Origin of the sequence: Amycolatopsis rifamycinica (assembly GCF_000695625.1) — a bacterium.
Taxonomy (GTDB): domain Bacteria; phylum Actinomycetota; class Actinomycetes; order Mycobacteriales; family Pseudonocardiaceae; genus Amycolatopsis; species Amycolatopsis rifamycinica.
Window position 1 is genome coordinate 1 of the sequence record NZ_JMQI01000065.1, and the last position, 15,246, is coordinate 15,246.

Consider the following 15,246-nt stretch of genomic DNA (forward strand, 5'->3'; position numbering starts at 1 on the left):
CTCCGGTGCGGGGCCCGCCGTTTTCGTTTTTCCGGAGCGGAGCCGTTTCAGCGGCGGCGGCAGAACTCAGTGCGGGGCGCCGACCTCGTACTCGGGCCGGTCGTTGAGCACCCGCACGGTCACCTTCATCGGCTGCCCGCCGATGGTCACCGTGCAGTCGAACGTCGTGCCGTTCTGCGCGGCCTCGTTCGCCGGGCACTGCGCGTTCTTCACGTCGGGCTCGCCGTAGTTCTCGTTCAGGACCTTCACCACACCGTCCTGAAGGGACTGCTGGTCCAGCACGTCCCCGCGGAACGCGCCCAGCAGCCACGCCGCGCCGCCGCCGAGCGCGAGCACCAGCACCGCGCCGGCGGCGATCAGCACCGGCTTCTTCGACTTCGGCTTCTTCGGCGGCTCAGCGGCGAACGCGCCCAGACCGCCGTACTGCGTGGGCTGGAACCCGCCGCCGTACTGCTGCGGCTGCCCGTGGCCGGGTGTCGGCGGCTGCTGCGGTGCCGGCTGGGACGGCCACGGCCCGCTACCCGGTTGTCCCGGCTGGGACGGCGGCGGCCACGGCCCGCTACCCGGTTGTCCCGGCTGCCACGGCCCGGAGAACGAGCCCGACGGCTGCTCGGGCTGCCACGGGCCGGTGTAGGACCCCGTGGCCGGGTCCGCCTGCTGCTGCCACTGCCCGGAGTGCGGGCCGGTCGCCTGCTGCTCGGGCTGCCACGCGCCCGGCTGCGGAGCGGCGCCGGGCGGGGCCGGCGGCGGCTGCCACCACTGCGGCTGCTGCGGGCCGGGCGGCTGGGACGGTGGTGTCATCGGAGCTCACCTCGGGTCGTGGTCACGCTTCAGCTGCCCTGCGCTTCGCCGAGCCGGCGGTAGAACTCGTCCATCGCCGCCCGGTCGGGCAGCACCGTGATCTGGCTCGCGTCCGGCAGCTTCGGCATGTCCTGCGGGCTCGCCTTGCCGGTGAACCGGAACTCGTACTTGAGCTCGAGCTGGTGGCCGTCGCCGGCGAACTTGGCCTCCATCACGAAGGAGGCGAGGCTGCCGTCGGGGTTCAGCGTGATCGTGGCCGGGACCGCGGCCTTCTTCAGCTCCGGTCCGACCTGGCCGGTGATGCTGGGCGGCAGGATCTCGACCTTGTTCTTGACGAAGATCTCGAACGGCACGTTCACGGTCAGCGCGGTCTTGCCGTCGCCGAGGCTCTTCGCCCCGCGGACCGCGCGTTTGTCGGCCTCGTACGCCTGCGCGGCCGAGTCCGCCATCCGGCACGGCGTCAGCACCCCGCCCCACGCGCACGGCACGACCAGCCCGCCTTCCGGCTTGGGCATCGACACCCACGCCGTCGGCGAGACGCCCTTCTGGACGTACACCGGGCCGAGGTAGGTGTACTCGACCGCGCCTTCGGCGGGCGTGTAGGTGTCGATGATCTCGTCCGGGTGCTTCTGCGACCGGTGGCGCACCGCGCGGCTCTCCGGGCTGCCGGTGCGCGCGGACGTCACGGTGCTGTGGATCCACTTGTCGTCGAACTTGAAGTAGGCGTCCAGCGAGTTGGTGACGTCCCGCGAATCGGTGATGGCGTCGGAGAGCTTGCCGATCACCTGCTCGAACTTGGCGCCGACGTAGTCCGCCGCGTCGTCGCCCTTCGGCAGCGCGGTGCCCGCCTTCGCCTGGCCGCAGGCGCTGACCAGGGCCAGCAGGGCACCCAGGACGAAGATCGCCTTCGGTCGTTTGCTCATGCCGTCCCCTGCTCAGCCGTGTCGCCCGGATCGTCCCATCCTCGCGTGCCGAGGCGGCGCGTGCAGGCGCTTCGGCCGGAAAATTCCGGTAGAGTGCCGGCTGCGCCCGGGCCGTCCGGAGCCTAGTATGGGCGCTTCCACCACCCCCGCTGCGCGGGTGCGGTGACCGTGGGGGTATCTTCATATGTCGTTGTGCGCTGCGGCGCGTAAGCGCTAGGCCCGCACAGAACCCACACGCAATGTTGACGACGAGGTAGACCCTTGCCCACGTACAGCCCCAAGCCCGGCGACGTCACTCGTGCCTGGCACGTGATCGACGCCGAGGATGTCGTGCTCGGACGGCTGGCGACCGAGGTCGCCACGCTGCTGCGCGGCAAGCACAAGCCGACCTACGCCCCGCACGTGGACACCGGTGACTTCGTCATCATCGTCAACGCCGAGAAGGTCGCGCTCACCGGAAACAAGCGCGAGCAGAAGTTCGCGTACCGGCACAGCGGTTACCCGGGCGGTCTGCGGAAGCGCTCGTTCGGCGAGCTGCTGGACACCAAGCCCGAGCACCTTGTCGAGAAGGTCGTCAAGGGCATGCTGCCGAAGAACAAGCTCGGCCGCGCTCAGGCGAAGAAGCTGAAGGTGTACGCCGGCCCGCAGCACCCGCACGCCGCGCAGCAGCCGCAGGCGCGCGAGATCACCAAGATCGCGCAGGTCGCGCAGTGAGTGAGGAACAGTCTGTGACCAGCACCGAGACCGAGGCCCCCGAGGTCGTCGAGACCACCGAGGCGACCGAGACCGGCGCCGTCGCGACCAGCGAGACCCCCGCCGCGCCGCGTCCGTCGCGTGCCGCCGGCGGCAACGCCCAGACCGTCGGCCGCCGCAAGGAAGCCGTCGTCCGCGTGCGGGTCGTCCCGGGCACCGGTGAGTTCAAGCTCAACGGCCGCACCCTCGAGGAGTACTTCCCGAACAAGGTGCACCAGCAGCTCATCCGTGACCCGCTGGTCCTGGTCGAGAAGCCGGACTCGTTCGACATCTTCGCCAACCTCAAGGGTGGCGGCGTCTCGGGCCAGGCCGGTGCGCTGCGCCTGGCGATCGCCCGTGCGCTCATCGAGGTCGACCCGGACGACCGCCCGGCCCTCAAGAAGGCCGGCTTCCTGACCCGTGACGCGCGCGCCACGGAGCGGAAGAAGTACGGCCTCAAGAAGGCCCGCAAGGCCCCGCAGTACAGCAAGCGCTGATCGCGCCCTCAGGCGCGAACCACCGGAGCGCCCATCCGTCCATCGGATGGGCGCTCCGGCGTTTTTGCCGGTGTGCTGTTTTCGCCGGTCGGAGCGACATCACCGGGGTGGGGGAACGCGGTCCATCGGGGTCGCTAGGTTGTCGTGGTGTTCCCACAAGGAGGTCGATCGATGGCACGCCTGTTCGGTACCGACGGGGTTCGTGGCCTGGCCAACGCCGAGCTGACGCCGGAGCTGGCCATGGCGCTGGCGGCCAGTGCCGCCCGCGTGCTCGCCGCGCACGACCGCTCGCACCGGCCGGTCGCGGTCGTCGGCCGCGACCCGCGCGCCAGCGGCGAGATGCTGGAAGCCGCGGTCGTGGCGGGCCTGACGTCCGCCGGGGCCGACGTGCGCCGCGTCGGGGTGCTGCCCACGCCCGCCGTCGCCTACCTGGTCGGCGCGCTCGGGGCCGACCTCGGTGTGATGATCTCCGCGTCGCACAACCCGATGCCGGACAACGGCATCAAGCTCTTCGCCGCGGGCGGGCACAAGCTGCCCGACGGCATCGAGGACGAGATCGAAGCCGGCCTGTCCGCCGACGCCGTCCGCCCGACGGGCGCCGGGGTGGGCCGCGTCACGGACGTCGAAGACGCCCTCGACCGCTACGCCACCCACCTGCTCGACGCCACGCCGCACCCGCTCGCCGGGCTCAAGGTGGTCGTCGACTGCGCCAATGGCGCTGCCTTCGCCGCCGCGCCCGAGGTCTACCGCCGGGCCGGTGCCGAGGTCGTCGCGCTGTACGCCGACCCGGACGGCATCAACATCAACCAGCACTGCGGCTCCAACCACCCGGAGAAGCTGCGTGAGGCGGTCGTCGCCCACGGCGCCGACCTCGGTATCGCCCACGACGGCGACGCCGACCGCTGCGTGGCCGTCGACTCCGCCGGCGAGCTGGTGGACGGCGACCAGATCATGGCCGTCCTGGCGCTCGCGCTGGCCGAGACCGGCGAGCTCACCAAGGACACCCTGGTCGCGACCGTGATGAGCAACCTCGGCCTGCACCTGGCGATGAAGGCGCACGGCATCACCGTCGTCACGGCCGCGGTGGGCGACCGGTACGTCCTCGAAGAGCTGCGCGCGGGCGGCTTCGCGCTGGGTGGAGAGCAGTCGGGTCACGTCGTGCTCCCGGCCCACGCCACCACCGGCGACGGCCTGCTGACCGCGCTGCGCCTGATGAGCCGCATGGCCGAGACGGGCAAGTCCCTGGCCGACCTGGCGGCCGTGATGAACCGGCTGCCGCAGGTGCTGGTCAACGTCCCGGTCGCCGACAAGGCCGCGGTCGCCGACTCCTCCGAGGTCCGCACGGCCGTCGGCGAGGTCGAGGCCGAGCTGGGCGAGGAGGGCCGGGTGCTGCTGCGCCCGTCCGGCACCGAGCAGCTGGTCCGCGTGATGGTCGAGGCCCCGGCGCAGTCGACCGCGCAGGCCGCGGCCGACCGCCTGGCCGGGGTCGTTTCAGCCGTTTCCTGACGCGAGGGTGACCACGGCCTTCGCCAGGCCGTGGAACACCGGGTGGGTCTTCCAGCGCACTTCGCCCACCCGGCACCCGTCGCCGAGGACCTTCGCCAGCGCCGTGAGCGCGATTTCGCCCTCGGCCACCGCCACCCCGGAGCCCGGGCACGCGTGGCGGCCCAGGCCGAACGGCAGGCCGTCGGTCAGCGAGATCGCCACCGGGCCGTCCGGGCCGAAGCGCAGGACGTACCGCGCCGGACAGATCGCCGTCACCAGCTCCCGCACGCTCCGCGGCCCCGAAGTCGCGAATTCGAGGCCCGCGCACGCCAGGAAGTTCAGCGAGTTCTCGTAGACCGCGTGCGCCAGCACCACGGCGTTGATGACCAGCTCGTCCTCGTCGAGCCGCCCGGCCGCGTGGGCCGCCCGCAACGCGGTCAGGCCGCCCGGCCCGGCCACCGTCCGGCTGAGCTGCACCGCCAGCCGGAACGCCGACACCTGCCCGGCCCGGTCGGTGCCGCCGAAGACGTCCAGGTTCGCCGTCGTCGCTTCGAGGTGGTCCAGGAACACGTCGTCGAGGGGGACGCCCAGCACCGCCGACGTCACCGCGCCCGCCACCGGCCGCGCGAAATCGCGCACCAGGTCGAACGACGTCCCCAGCCCGGCCACCGCGTCCTCGATCGACGCGCGCAGCGACGCCGGGAACGGCTCCAGCCCGGCGACGATCTCCCGCAGCACCGCCCGCACGCGGGCGTGGTCTTCGCCGTCCCGCAGCAGCACGCTGGGGGAGCCGCCGCCGGGATCCGAGGTCAGGTCCGGTGATCGCAGGGCCCGCGCGCACGCGTCGCGGCCGGAGACGACGCCGATGCCGTGCCGTTCGAACTCGTCCATCGCTTCGACACGGTAGGGCAGGATGGGGCCGTGCCGCCCGCAGCCGTCCCGGATGACGTCCTCGCCACGCCGTTCACGGACTACCTGCTCCGCAACGCGCGTGCGGACCGCCCCGCGTTCACCTGCCGCACCTTCCCCGGACCGGCCGACCACACGCTGACCTGGCCGCAGGTGCTCGCCCGCGTGCGCGGGGTCGCCCGCGAGCTGCGGCGCGTCACCCGGCCGGGTGATCGAGTGGCGATCGTCGCCCGGCAGGACCTCGGTTACGTCACCGCTTTCCTCGGGACGCTCTACGCCGGGCGCATCGCGGTCCCGCTGTCGGTCCCCACCGGCCGCACCCACCGCGCCCGGATCGAGGCGGCCTTCGCGGACGCCACCCCGGCCGTGTGCCTGACGTCGAAGAACCTCGTGGACAAGGTTCCGCCGTCCGCCGTGCTCGCCGTCGAGGACATCGAGCCCGACGACGACGAGCCACCCGCCGCCGTGGCGATGACCGATCCCGCGTACCTGCAGTACACGTCCGGCTCGACGCGCCGCCCGGTCGGCGCCGTGATCTCGCACCGCGCGCTGGTGGCCGGCTGCTGGCAGACAACGCGGTGCTACCACGCCGACGCGTCGACGCCGCTGGCCGGCTGGGTCCCGTTCTTCCACGACATGGGCCTGATCCTGCTCATCGGCACGCCCGTCTTCCTCGGCTCGCGGTCGGTGTTCTTCACGCCGCTGGAGTTCGTGCGCGACCCGCTGCGCTGGATCCGGCTGCTGGCCGAGCACCCGGGGGTCGTCACCGGCGCGCCGAACTTCGCCTTCGACCTGGCCGCGGCGGCGGCGGGCGACCTCGAAGACGTCGATCTCTCGCAGGTGAACTCCCTGCTCAACGGGAGCGAACCCGTCCGCGCGGCCACCGTCGAAGCCTTCGCGAAGGCCTTCGCCCCCTTCGGGCTGCCGCGGGCGGCGCAGAAGCCGGCCTACGGCCTCGCCGAGGCGACCGTGTTCGTCACGAGCGCGGGGGACGAGGGGCCGACGATCACGGCGTTCGACGGCGGCGAGCCGCGCGTGTCGGTCGGGCGGCCGTACGGTCAGCGGATCCGCGTCGACGGCGGGGAGATCCAGGTGTCCGGCCCGAACGTCGCGGACGGCTACTGGGGCCGCGACGACGTGATCGCCCCCGGCGGCTGGCTGCGCACCGGCGACCTCGGGTTCGTCCACGACGGCGAGCTGTACGTCACCGGGCGGCTCAAGGACCTGATCATCGTCGACGGCCGCAACCACCACCCCCAGGACATCGAGGCCACCGTCGAGGCCGCCCACCCGGGCATCCGGCGCGTCGCCGCGTTCGCCGTGCGGGACGGCCACGGCGAAGGCGTCGCGGTCGTGGCCGGGTGCGTCGCGCCGGACGAGGCGGTGGAGACGGCGGTGCGGCGGGCCGTCTCGGCGGCCCACGGCCTGCCGCTGCGCGCCCTGTGGCTGGTGCGGCCGGGTGAGGTGCCGCGGACCTCCAGCGGCAAGGTGTCCCGCGCCGCGGCCCGCGAGCGCTGGTGGGGCGAGAATGAGCGGCATGGCTGACCCGGGTACCTACGTCGACGAGATCCGGCGGATCATCGCCTTCGCGCTGGAAATCCCGCCCGAGCGGCTCACCGAAACGACGCCGTTCGACGACCTCGGCATGACGTCCCGACAGCGGATCCAGCTGCTCTCGCGGGTCGAGGTGACCTACGGCGTCTCGGTCGACATCGACGAGCTCGAGCGGCTGGTGGACATCCGGGGCGTCGCCGAGGTGATCTCCGAGGCGGTCGCGGCCCAGCGGCCCGGCGGCTGAGGCTCGGGCGGGTGCACTTCGCGGAAGCCCAGGTCTGGCGCCCGGCCGGACGCTAGACTCGGTGTGCATCTGCGACGGGTGCATCTGCGACGGCACCGAACGGTGTCCGGGCGCGTCACAGTCCCGGAACGCAAGAGGGACCTGTGGGATCGAAGGGGGCAGCGACCATGCCGAACGGCTACGAAGCGAGTTCGGAGGCGATGACGCGGGCGCAGATCCGCCTGGCGGACGTCGCCGACGACCCGGCGAACGAAGCGAAGAAGGTCGCGCCGACCGAGATCGTGGCGGTGGACTTCGGTCGCGTGCACCAGGAGAGCTTCGGGAAGTACAAGGCCGGGATCGACGAGATCGGCGCGGGCATGACGGGGCTCTCGAACGCCCTGCTGAACCTCGGCAGCGGGATCGGATCGGCCGGCTCGAAGTACACCGCGCAGGAAGCGAACGCCGGTGCGCAGGCGAACCAGGCCGGGGGTAACCGCTGATGGCCGAATGGGCTGAGATCAAGAAGGTCCTCGACGACCCGAACGTCTCGATGGCCGCCAAGTCCAAGCTGATGGAGGAATACAGCGAGGACACGGTCAACTTCAACGACGAAGAAGAGGCGTACGCCGCCAAGTACATCGAGAACTACACCGACAGCGTCAGCTTCAACGACGACTGGCTGCCGGGATCTTCGTCCGATGTCGACGAAGCGCTGAAGGAAGCCCAGCAGGAAGCGGCGGCCAAGAAGCAGGAACACGAGCGCGACACCGCCGCGCGGGACCAGGCGAAGAAGAACCTCGACGGAATCGCCGCGCCGACGCTGGGGGCGGGCGCGAAGAGTTCCGACGAACAGCTCGACCAGGGCAACGTCGCGGTCGACATGCTCGCGAAGTGGACCGACGAGGTCTGGAACCAGATCAAGGGCGACAACCCGAAGAAGGATTCCCAGAAGGACCTCAAGGACAAGTTCCACGAGAACCGCGGGATCCAGTACCAGAAGTTCCTCAGCGACGCCGAAGACCTGAGCAAGGCGCACAAGGTCGTCGAGGACGCGCTGACGAAGAGCGACACCGAACTCCAGACCCTCTTCGACGCGTGGAAGGGCAAGGGCGCCAACGCGGCGGAGATCAAGTACGACGAGACGATCAAGCCGCACGCCAAGGAGCTGTCGCAGCAGATCGACGGCGCCGCGAAGCTGATCCCGCAGACGGTGACGCAGGTCTTCACCGCCGTCAAGAAGAAGGTCGACGAGGTCCTGCAGCTGCACCGCCCGGTGATCGCCGAGGCCGACATCCCGATGGCCAAGGACGTCCTCAAGATCGCCAACGGCGAAACCGAGGAATTCGACGACTTCATGAAGGTCGCCGGCTGGATCGACGCCGTCAACGCGAAGCACGGCAACAACTCGAACCTGGCCGAGCGCCTGCAGAACGACGACGGCTGCTTCAACCAGGAGAACATCGACTACGGCCGGAACGTCTGCCGCTACTGGCGCGACGGTGCCTTCTCGACCGAGTACCAGAGCCTGATCGCCGCGTTCGACGGGTCTTGCAAGGCCGCCAAGCAGACCATCGACCAGCAGTTCGGCGCGCTGGCGCAGTACCTGGACGGCTACCGGAACCAGCTGACCGAAGCCAAGAACGAAGGCGGCGGCGACCAGACCGGGAACACGGGCAACACCGGCAACACGGGGAACACCGGCAATACCGGGAACACCGGCACCGGCAGCACGGGAAGCACCGGCACCGGGAGCACGGGCAGCACCGGGAGCGGCTCCACGACACCGTCGGCGGTCGAGCCGCCGAAGGCCGAAGAGCCCGCGAAGCCGGAGGAAGGCAAGAACCCGATCACCGGGAAGCCCCTGGAGGTCGACCCGGCGACCGGCGAGCCGTACCCGATCGACCCGAAGACCGGCGAGGCCATCAAGGACCTCGACGACACGGACACGGTGTCGGTCAAGAAGGGCGACAACACGATCACGATGTCCGAGCCCGACAACGCGGGCAAGCAGGACATCTCCGTGGACGACGGCCAGGGCCACAAGAAGGACTACCACCTCGACTGGGGTGACGACGACAAGGCCGAAGCCGGCAAGGACGGCAAGGACGCCGCCGGCGCGGACAAGGCCTCGTTCGGGCCGCAGGGCAGCCAGCAGGCCGTCAAGGAGGGCCAGCCGTCGGCCGACGGCTCCTACAAGCCGGGCCCGGACGGCAAGATCCACATCCAGGACGGCAACCTCAAGATCACCGCCGAGCGGCCGGAGGGCCCGGACGGCCCGACGATCGTCACGGTCGACGACGGCAAGGGCGAGCCGACCACCTACACGCTGGACGAGAAGGACGACCCCAAGGCCGGGGACCTCAAGGCGGACGGCCTCAAGGCGGACGTCAAACCGGTGACCGACGGCGCGGTCGGCGCGGACATCCGGCACGACGCGAACGCCGAGTCCCCGCTGACGAGGGACCCGGCACCGGCCAACCCCGACCCGGGCTTCACGCGCGGCGAAGCGGCCTCCGGGTTCACCGCGCCCGGCGGCTTCGAGGGCGACCTCGGCGGTGGCGGCGGGGGCAGCGTCGGGGCCGAGCCCGCGGTGGCGACGGCCGATGCGGGCGCGGGCGCCGGTGCCGGTGCCGGTGCCGGGGATGCCACGACGACGGCCGGTGCGAGCAGCTTCGGCTCGGCCGTCACCGGGGGCGGGGCGTCGGACTTCGCCGGCGCCGTCTCGCTCGACCCGGGCGCCCAGACCGGCAGCGACACCTCGCTCCCGATGTCCGACGGCGGTGGCGGGCTCGGCGCGACGCCGGTCGATTCCGGAATGCACCAGGCCGCCGCGAGCTCGTCGGGCATGAGCGGGATGGGCGGCATGGGGATGATGGGCGGCATGGGCGGCGCGCCGGGGGGTGGCGGTGGCGGCGACCAGCAGCGCGGCCCCAGCCAGTACCGCGTCGAGGGCGGCGTGTTCGAGACGAGCGGCGCCAAGGGCCGGATCAGCGGCTCGCTGGACGACGAGGGTGACCGTTCGATCCGGTACGACCGGTGACGAGGGCCGAGGAGGGCCGATGACCAGCGCCGAAGACCGGTATCGCGCGGCGATCTCGACGATGGACGCCGCGGCGCGGGAGCAGGACGAGCAGCGGGGGCTGCGCGAACGCCGGCTCGCCGAAGCCCAGCAGCAGGCCCGCGAGGGCATGCAGCGGGAGCTGGCCGCCGCGCAGAAGTACGCCGAGCACATGGACGAGCTCAACAAGCGGAAGCAGAGCGCGGGTGGCTGGGCGACGGAGAAGACGCTGGCCGACAAGTCCCGCGAGTCGCTGATGGAGTTCGGCGTCCACGACGAAGAGGCGGACACCGGCTACACGAACTACCCGACGCCCAGCTACGGGACCCCGGCCGCGGCGATCCCGCCGCGCCCGGAACCGGCGCCGGAGCCACCGGCCGCGGCGCCCGAGCCGCCGCGGCGGGGACGGCACGCGCGTCAGCCCGACGACGAGGACGATTTCTCCAGCACCAGCTGGCTGGTCTGAGACCGCGAAGAGCCCGTCCGCGTCAGTGGGCGGGCTCTTCCTCGCGCTCGATGGGCGCGCGCTTGACGTCCGCCTCGAGCAGGGGCCGGTACTTGTCGGTGCCGGTCAGGTGGGTCAGGAAGAACGCGGTGAACAGCGCGCGGGTGAGCTGCTGGGTCTTGCGGTGCGGCTTGCCGTGCAGGAACAGCTGCGACCAGTGCTTGCCCTCGGTGACGCCCAGGTGGGACGCCTTGCCGAGGAACCGCAGCTGGACGTCTTCGCCGCCCCAGGCGCCGGCGATCGCCTCGGCGTGCGCGACGGCGGGGGCGACCAGGTCGCCTTCGGCGGCGAGGTGCAGGCCGGGGACGGTGATCGCCTTCGCCGACTCGGTGGCCGGCGGGAGCGTCTGGGCCGCGGTGATCGTGGCGACGGCCTTGAGCCGCGGCTTTTCGCTCCGGGCGTCCTGCGCCGCGGCGAGGACGGCGGAGCCGCCGCCGGTCGAGTGGCCGGCGAGGCCGAGCTTGGCGGGGTCGACGCTGATGCCGTCCGGGCCGAGCCGCACGGTGGTGACGACGTCGAGGGTGGTCAGCAGGTCGGCGGCGAGCAGCCGGTGCGAGGGCAGCGGCCCGCGCTGGGTGTCCGGCGCGGCGGCGACGATGCCCCAGCTCGCGAGGTGCCGCAGCAGCTCCCGGTACCGATCGGGCGGCTGCAGCCACCCGTGTCCGAACGCGACGGCGGGCAACCCGAGCCCGGCGCGCGGCGTGAAGACCACGCCGGGCAGCCCGACCAGGGCGAGGTTGCCCCGCAGGACCTCGTGCGGACCCGGGTGCGTCAACTCCGCGAGCAGCTGCTTGGGCTTGCTGGCCATGGCGGGAACCCTACTGTGCGAGCCCTCCCGCGGCGCGCCCGCCGCCCCGGCGCGGCGCACCCGCCCGCGGTGACGTCAGCAGCCCGCAGGGCGGCCTGCGGCAGTGTCGGGGCTTGCGGGATGTCGGCAGCCCGCGGGGGCGCCCCCCGTTTTCCACTTTACCGGCGGCCACCGACACTTTCGGCCGCTCCGCCCGCCCCCGACCCTCCGGGTACGCGTGTCGTCCGCCCAGTCACGCGTGTCGTCCATCCAGGCACGCGTGTCGTCCCTCCGGCGCACCGGCATTGGTTCGAACCACCCAGCCGACGTCCGCGCAGGTGGGAGGCCGTTCGCGGACCCCGTCAACTCGCCGAATATCCCTCGTTAGGCTGGTGCGCGTGTGTGGAATCGTGGGATATGTCGGGCACCGCCCGGCTCTGGACGTCGTCCTCGGCGGGCTCCGGCGCATGGAGTACCGCGGTTACGACTCCGCCGGTGTGGCGGTCCTCGACGGCGCCGGGGCGCTGACCGTCGAGCGCAAGGCGGGCCGGCTGGCCAACCTGGAAGGCCGGCTCGACGAGGTCGGCCGCGAGCACTTCGGCGGCACCGCCGGCATGGGGCACACCCGGTGGGCCACCCACGGCGCCCCGATCGACCGCAACTCGCACCCGCACCGGGACGCCTCGCAGCGGGTCGCCGTCGTGCACAACGGCATCATCGAGAACTTCGCCGCCCTGCGCGCCGAGCTGGAAGCGGACGGCGTCGAGATGGCCAGCGACACCGACACCGAGACCGCCGCCCACCTGGTGGCCCGCGCGTACACCGAAGGCGACACCAAGGGCGACCTGACCGCCAGCGTCGCCGCCGTCTGCCGTCGCCTCGAAGGCGCGTTCACCCTGGTCGTGACGCACGCCGACCACCCGGACACGATCGTGGCCGCGCGCCGGTCGTCGCCGCTGGTCGTCGGGGTCGGCGACGGGGAGCACTTCGTCGCCTCCGACGTCGCCGCCTTCATCGAGCACACCCGCGAGGCCGTCGAGCTCGGGCAGGACCAGCTCGTCGTCATCACCCGTGAGGGCTACGAGGTCCTGGACTTCCACGGCGACGCCGCCCAGGCGAAGCCGTTCACCGTGGACTGGGACCTCTCCGCCGCCGAAAAGGGCGGCCACGAGTACTTCATGCTCAAGGAGATCGAGGAGCAGCCCGAAGCGCTGGCCAACACGCTGCGCGGGCACTTCGAGTCCGGCCGGATCATCCTCGACGAGCAGCGCATCTCCGACCAGGACCTCCGTGACGTCGACAAGGTCTTCGTCGTCGCCTGCGGGTCGGCCTACCACTCCGGCCTGGTCGCGAAGTACGCGATCGAGCACTGGACGCGGCTGCCGGTCGAGGTCGAGCTGGCGTCCGAGTTCCGCTACCGCGACCCGGTCCTCGACCGCGACACGCTGGTCGTCGCCGTCTCCCAGTCCGGCGAGACGGCGGACACGCTCGAAGCCGTCCGGCACGCGCGCGAGCAGAAGGCGCGTGTCCTGGCCGTCTGCAACACCAACGGCGCGCAGATCCCGCGTGAGTCCGACGCCGTGCTCTACACCCACGCCGGGCCCGAGATCGGCGTCGCCTCCACCAAGGCGTTCCTCGCCCAGATCGCGGCGAACTACCTGGTCGGCCTGGCGCTGGCGCAGGCCCGCGGCACGAAGTACCCGGACGAGGTCGCGCGCGAGTTCGCCGAGCTGGAGGCCATGCCCGCGGCCGTCCAGAAGGTACTGTCCACTGTGGAGCAGGTCCGCGACCTCGGCCGCCGGATCGCCGACTCCAAGGCCGTGCTGTTCCTCGGCCGTCACGTCGGCTTCCCGGTGGCCCTCGAAGGCGCGCTGAAGCTCAAGGAACTCGCGTACATGCACGCCGAGGGCTTCGCCGCCGGCGAGCTCAAGCACGGCCCGATCGCGCTGATCGAAGACGGCCTGCCGGTCGTCGTCGTGATGCCCTCGCCCAAGGGCCGCGCGGTGCTGCACTCGAAGCTGGTGTCCAACATCAGCGAGATCCAGGCGCGCGGCGCCCGCACGATCGTGATCGCCGAAGAGGGTGACGAGACCGTCCGGCCGTTCGCCGACGAGCTCATCGAGGTCCCCGCGGTGCCGACGCTGCTGCAGCCGCTGGTGTCCACCGTGCCGCTGCAGGTGCTGGCCGCGGAGATCGCCCGCACCCGCGGGTACGACGTCGACAAGCCGCGTAACCTGGCGAAGTCCGTCACAGTCGAGTAACTCGCGGGAGGCCCCGCCGTGCAGGGAATCTGGACCACGGAACGGATTCGCGAGGCGGAGGGGCGAGCCTTCGCCGTCACGCCCGACGGCGAGCTGATGCGGCGGGCGTCGTTCGGCCTGTCGGTTCAGCTCGCGGACTTCCTGGAGGACCACACCGGCGGCGTTTCCGGCCGCCGGGTCGTCCTGCTGGTCGGCTCCGGGGACAACGGCGGCGACGCGCTGTGGGCCGGGGCGTTCCTGCGCCGCCGCGGCGTCGCGGTCACGGCGATCCTGCTCCAGCCCGAGCGGGCGCACGCCAAGGGGCTGGCGGCGTTGAAACGGGCCGGCGGCCGCGCGGTGCCCGCCGTGGACGGTCCACAGTGGATCGCCCGGGCGGACGTCGTGGTCGACGGCATCGTCGGCATCTCCGGCCGCGGTCCGCTGCGGCCGGAGGCGGCGCGGCTGGTCGAACTGGTGGAAGCGCCGATCGTCGCGGTCGACCTGCCCAGCGGCGTCGACCCGGACACCGGCGCGGTCGACGGGCCGGCGGTGCGGGCGGCCCGCACGGTGACGTTCGGGGCCCTTAAGCCGGTGCACGCGCTGGCGCCGTCGTGGTGCGGCGAGGTCGCGCTGGTCGACATCGGCCTCGAGCTGGACGACCCCGACCTCCGGCGCCTCGACGTCGTGGACGTCGCCGCGGCCTGGCCGGTGCCGGGGCCGGAGGACGACAAGTACAGCCAGGGCGTGGTCGGGATCGCGGCGGGCTCGGCGACGTACCCGGGCGCGGCGGTGCTCGCGGCGGGTTCGGCGGTCCGTGCGACGGCGGGCATGGTGCGCTACGCGGGCCACGCGGCCGACGTCGTCCGCGGGCAGTGGCCGGAGATCATCGCGACGGGCACCGTCGCGGACGCCGGCCGCGTCCAGGCCTGGGCGGTCGGCCCCGGCATCGGCACGGGCGCCGAGGGCCGTGACGTCCTGCGGTACGTGCTCGGCCGGGGCGTCCCGGTCTGCGCGGACGCCGACGCGACGACGATCATCGCGAAGTCCCCGGACGTCCTCGACGCGCGCGACCCGGACACGCCGCTGGTCCTGACCCCGCACGCGGGCGAGTACGAGCGCCTGATGGGCCGCGCGCCCGGCCCGGACCGCGTGACGGCGGCGCGCGAGGCGGCGAAGAAGTACAACGCGGTGGTGCTGCTGAAGGGGCACGTCACGGTGATCGCGGCCCCGGACGGCCGGGTCGCGGTGAACACCCCGCGCGGCGCCTGGCTGGCGACGGCGGGCTCCGGCGACGTCCTCTCGGGCCTGGTCGGCGCCCTCCTCGCGGCCCGCCTGGACCCCTGGCTGGCGGCCGCGATGGCGGCGCACGTCCACTCCCTGGCGGGAGCGATCGCGGCCCAGAACGCCCCCACCTCGGCCTCCGGCCTGGTCCACGCGATCCCGGAGGCGATCCGCTCGATCCGCTCGCTAACTTCCTGAGAAGACTTATCGAGTTCTCTGTTAACTTCGCGCGGCAGATCTGGTAAGAA

General features: G+C 72.2%; 14 protein-coding genes. 10 read left to right on the forward strand and 4 right to left on the reverse strand.

The features are described from left to right. Positions 1 to 66 precede the first annotated feature (66 nt). On the reverse strand, positions 67 to 801 hold the full coding sequence (locus DV20_RS31290; protein ID WP_043786589.1) for a DUF4333 domain-containing protein: 735 nt from the start codon (positions 799 to 801) through the stop codon (positions 67 to 69). A gap of 29 nt (positions 802 to 830) precedes the next feature. Next, positions 831 to 1,724: a hypothetical protein gene (locus DV20_RS31295; protein ID WP_043786590.1), complete on the reverse strand. Its 894-nt coding sequence runs from the start codon at positions 1,722 to 1,724 to the stop codon at positions 831 to 833. 261 nt (positions 1,725 to 1,985) lie between these two features. Between DV20_RS31295 and rplM the strand changes: the two genes are divergently transcribed. The 3 genes from rplM (at position 1,986) to glmM (ending at position 4,459) form a co-directional block, all read left to right on the forward strand. Beyond that, positions 1,986 to 2,438 (forward strand): 50S ribosomal protein L13, encoded by a 453-nt coding sequence (gene rplM / locus DV20_RS31300; RefSeq protein WP_004560141.1) that lies wholly within the window; start codon positions 1,986 to 1,988, stop codon positions 2,436 to 2,438. 14 nt (positions 2,439 to 2,452) lie between these two features. Further along, positions 2,453 to 2,953 carry a 30S ribosomal protein S9 gene (gene rpsI, locus DV20_RS31305; protein ID WP_043786592.1) on the forward strand — a complete coding sequence of 167 codons (501 nt, stop codon included), beginning with the start codon at positions 2,453 to 2,455 and terminating at the stop codon, positions 2,951 to 2,953. Between the two features lie 171 nt (positions 2,954 to 3,124). Further along, a complete protein-coding gene (gene glmM / locus DV20_RS31310; protein WP_043786593.1) occupies positions 3,125 to 4,459 on the forward strand; it encodes a phosphoglucosamine mutase in 1,335 nt (444 codons plus the stop codon). Here the strand turns inward: glmM and DV20_RS31315 are convergent. Next, complete coding sequence (locus DV20_RS31315; protein ID WP_043786595.1) at positions 4,445 to 5,329, reverse strand: cytochrome P450 family protein; 885 nt, start codon at positions 5,327 to 5,329, stop codon at positions 4,445 to 4,447. The genes glmM and DV20_RS31315 overlap by 15 nt on opposite strands. A gap of 30 nt (positions 5,330 to 5,359) precedes the next feature. On the opposite strand from DV20_RS31315, the gene DV20_RS31320 reads away from it, so the two are divergent. The 5 genes from DV20_RS31320 to DV20_RS31340 all read left to right on the forward strand — a co-directional run bounded on the left by DV20_RS31320 (position 5,360) and on the right by DV20_RS31340 (position 10,651). Next, the gene (locus DV20_RS31320; protein ID WP_043786596.1) at positions 5,360 to 6,892 is read left to right on the forward strand and encodes a fatty acyl-AMP ligase; all 1,533 of its coding nucleotides are present in this window, start codon (positions 5,360 to 5,362) and stop codon (positions 6,890 to 6,892) included. Beyond that, a complete protein-coding gene (locus DV20_RS31325) occupies positions 6,885 to 7,145 on the forward strand; it encodes an acyl carrier protein (RefSeq protein ID WP_043786598.1) in 261 nt (86 codons plus the stop codon). Before DV20_RS31320 ends, DV20_RS31325 begins: the two co-directional genes overlap by 8 nt. Positions 7,146 to 7,312: 167 nt before the next feature. Beyond that, the gene (locus DV20_RS31330; RefSeq protein ID WP_235191025.1) at positions 7,313 to 7,627 is read left to right on the forward strand and encodes a hypothetical protein; all 315 of its coding nucleotides are present in this window, start codon (positions 7,313 to 7,315) and stop codon (positions 7,625 to 7,627) included. Further along, complete coding sequence (locus DV20_RS31335) at positions 7,627 to 10,167, forward strand: WXG100 family type VII secretion target (protein ID WP_043786599.1); 2,541 nt, start codon at positions 7,627 to 7,629, stop codon at positions 10,165 to 10,167. Before DV20_RS31330 ends, DV20_RS31335 begins: the two co-directional genes overlap by 1 nt. A gap of 19 nt (positions 10,168 to 10,186) precedes the next feature. Then, on the forward strand, positions 10,187 to 10,651 hold the full coding sequence (locus tag DV20_RS31340) for a hypothetical protein (RefSeq protein ID WP_043786601.1): 465 nt from the start codon (positions 10,187 to 10,189) through the stop codon (positions 10,649 to 10,651). A 22-nt stretch (positions 10,652 to 10,673) separates the two neighbouring features. Here DV20_RS31340 and DV20_RS31345 read toward each other — a convergent pair whose 3' ends face one another. Then, a complete protein-coding gene (locus DV20_RS31345; RefSeq protein WP_043786602.1) occupies positions 10,674 to 11,498 on the reverse strand; it encodes a dienelactone hydrolase family protein in 825 nt (274 codons plus the stop codon). Between the two features lie 377 nt (positions 11,499 to 11,875). Here DV20_RS31345 and glmS point away from each other — a divergent pair, with 377 nt between their 5' ends. Together glmS and DV20_RS31355 are read left to right on the forward strand one after the other, a co-directional pair. Beyond that, on the forward strand, positions 11,876 to 13,738 hold the full coding sequence (glmS, locus tag DV20_RS31350; RefSeq protein ID WP_043786642.1) for a glutamine--fructose-6-phosphate transaminase (isomerizing): 1,863 nt from the start codon (positions 11,876 to 11,878) through the stop codon (positions 13,736 to 13,738). An 18-nt stretch (positions 13,739 to 13,756) separates the two neighbouring features. Then, the gene (locus DV20_RS31355) at positions 13,757 to 15,196 is read left to right on the forward strand and encodes a bifunctional ADP-dependent NAD(P)H-hydrate dehydratase/NAD(P)H-hydrate epimerase (protein WP_043786604.1); all 1,440 of its coding nucleotides are present in this window, start codon (positions 13,757 to 13,759) and stop codon (positions 15,194 to 15,196) included. Positions 15,197 to 15,246: the final 50 nt, after the last annotated feature.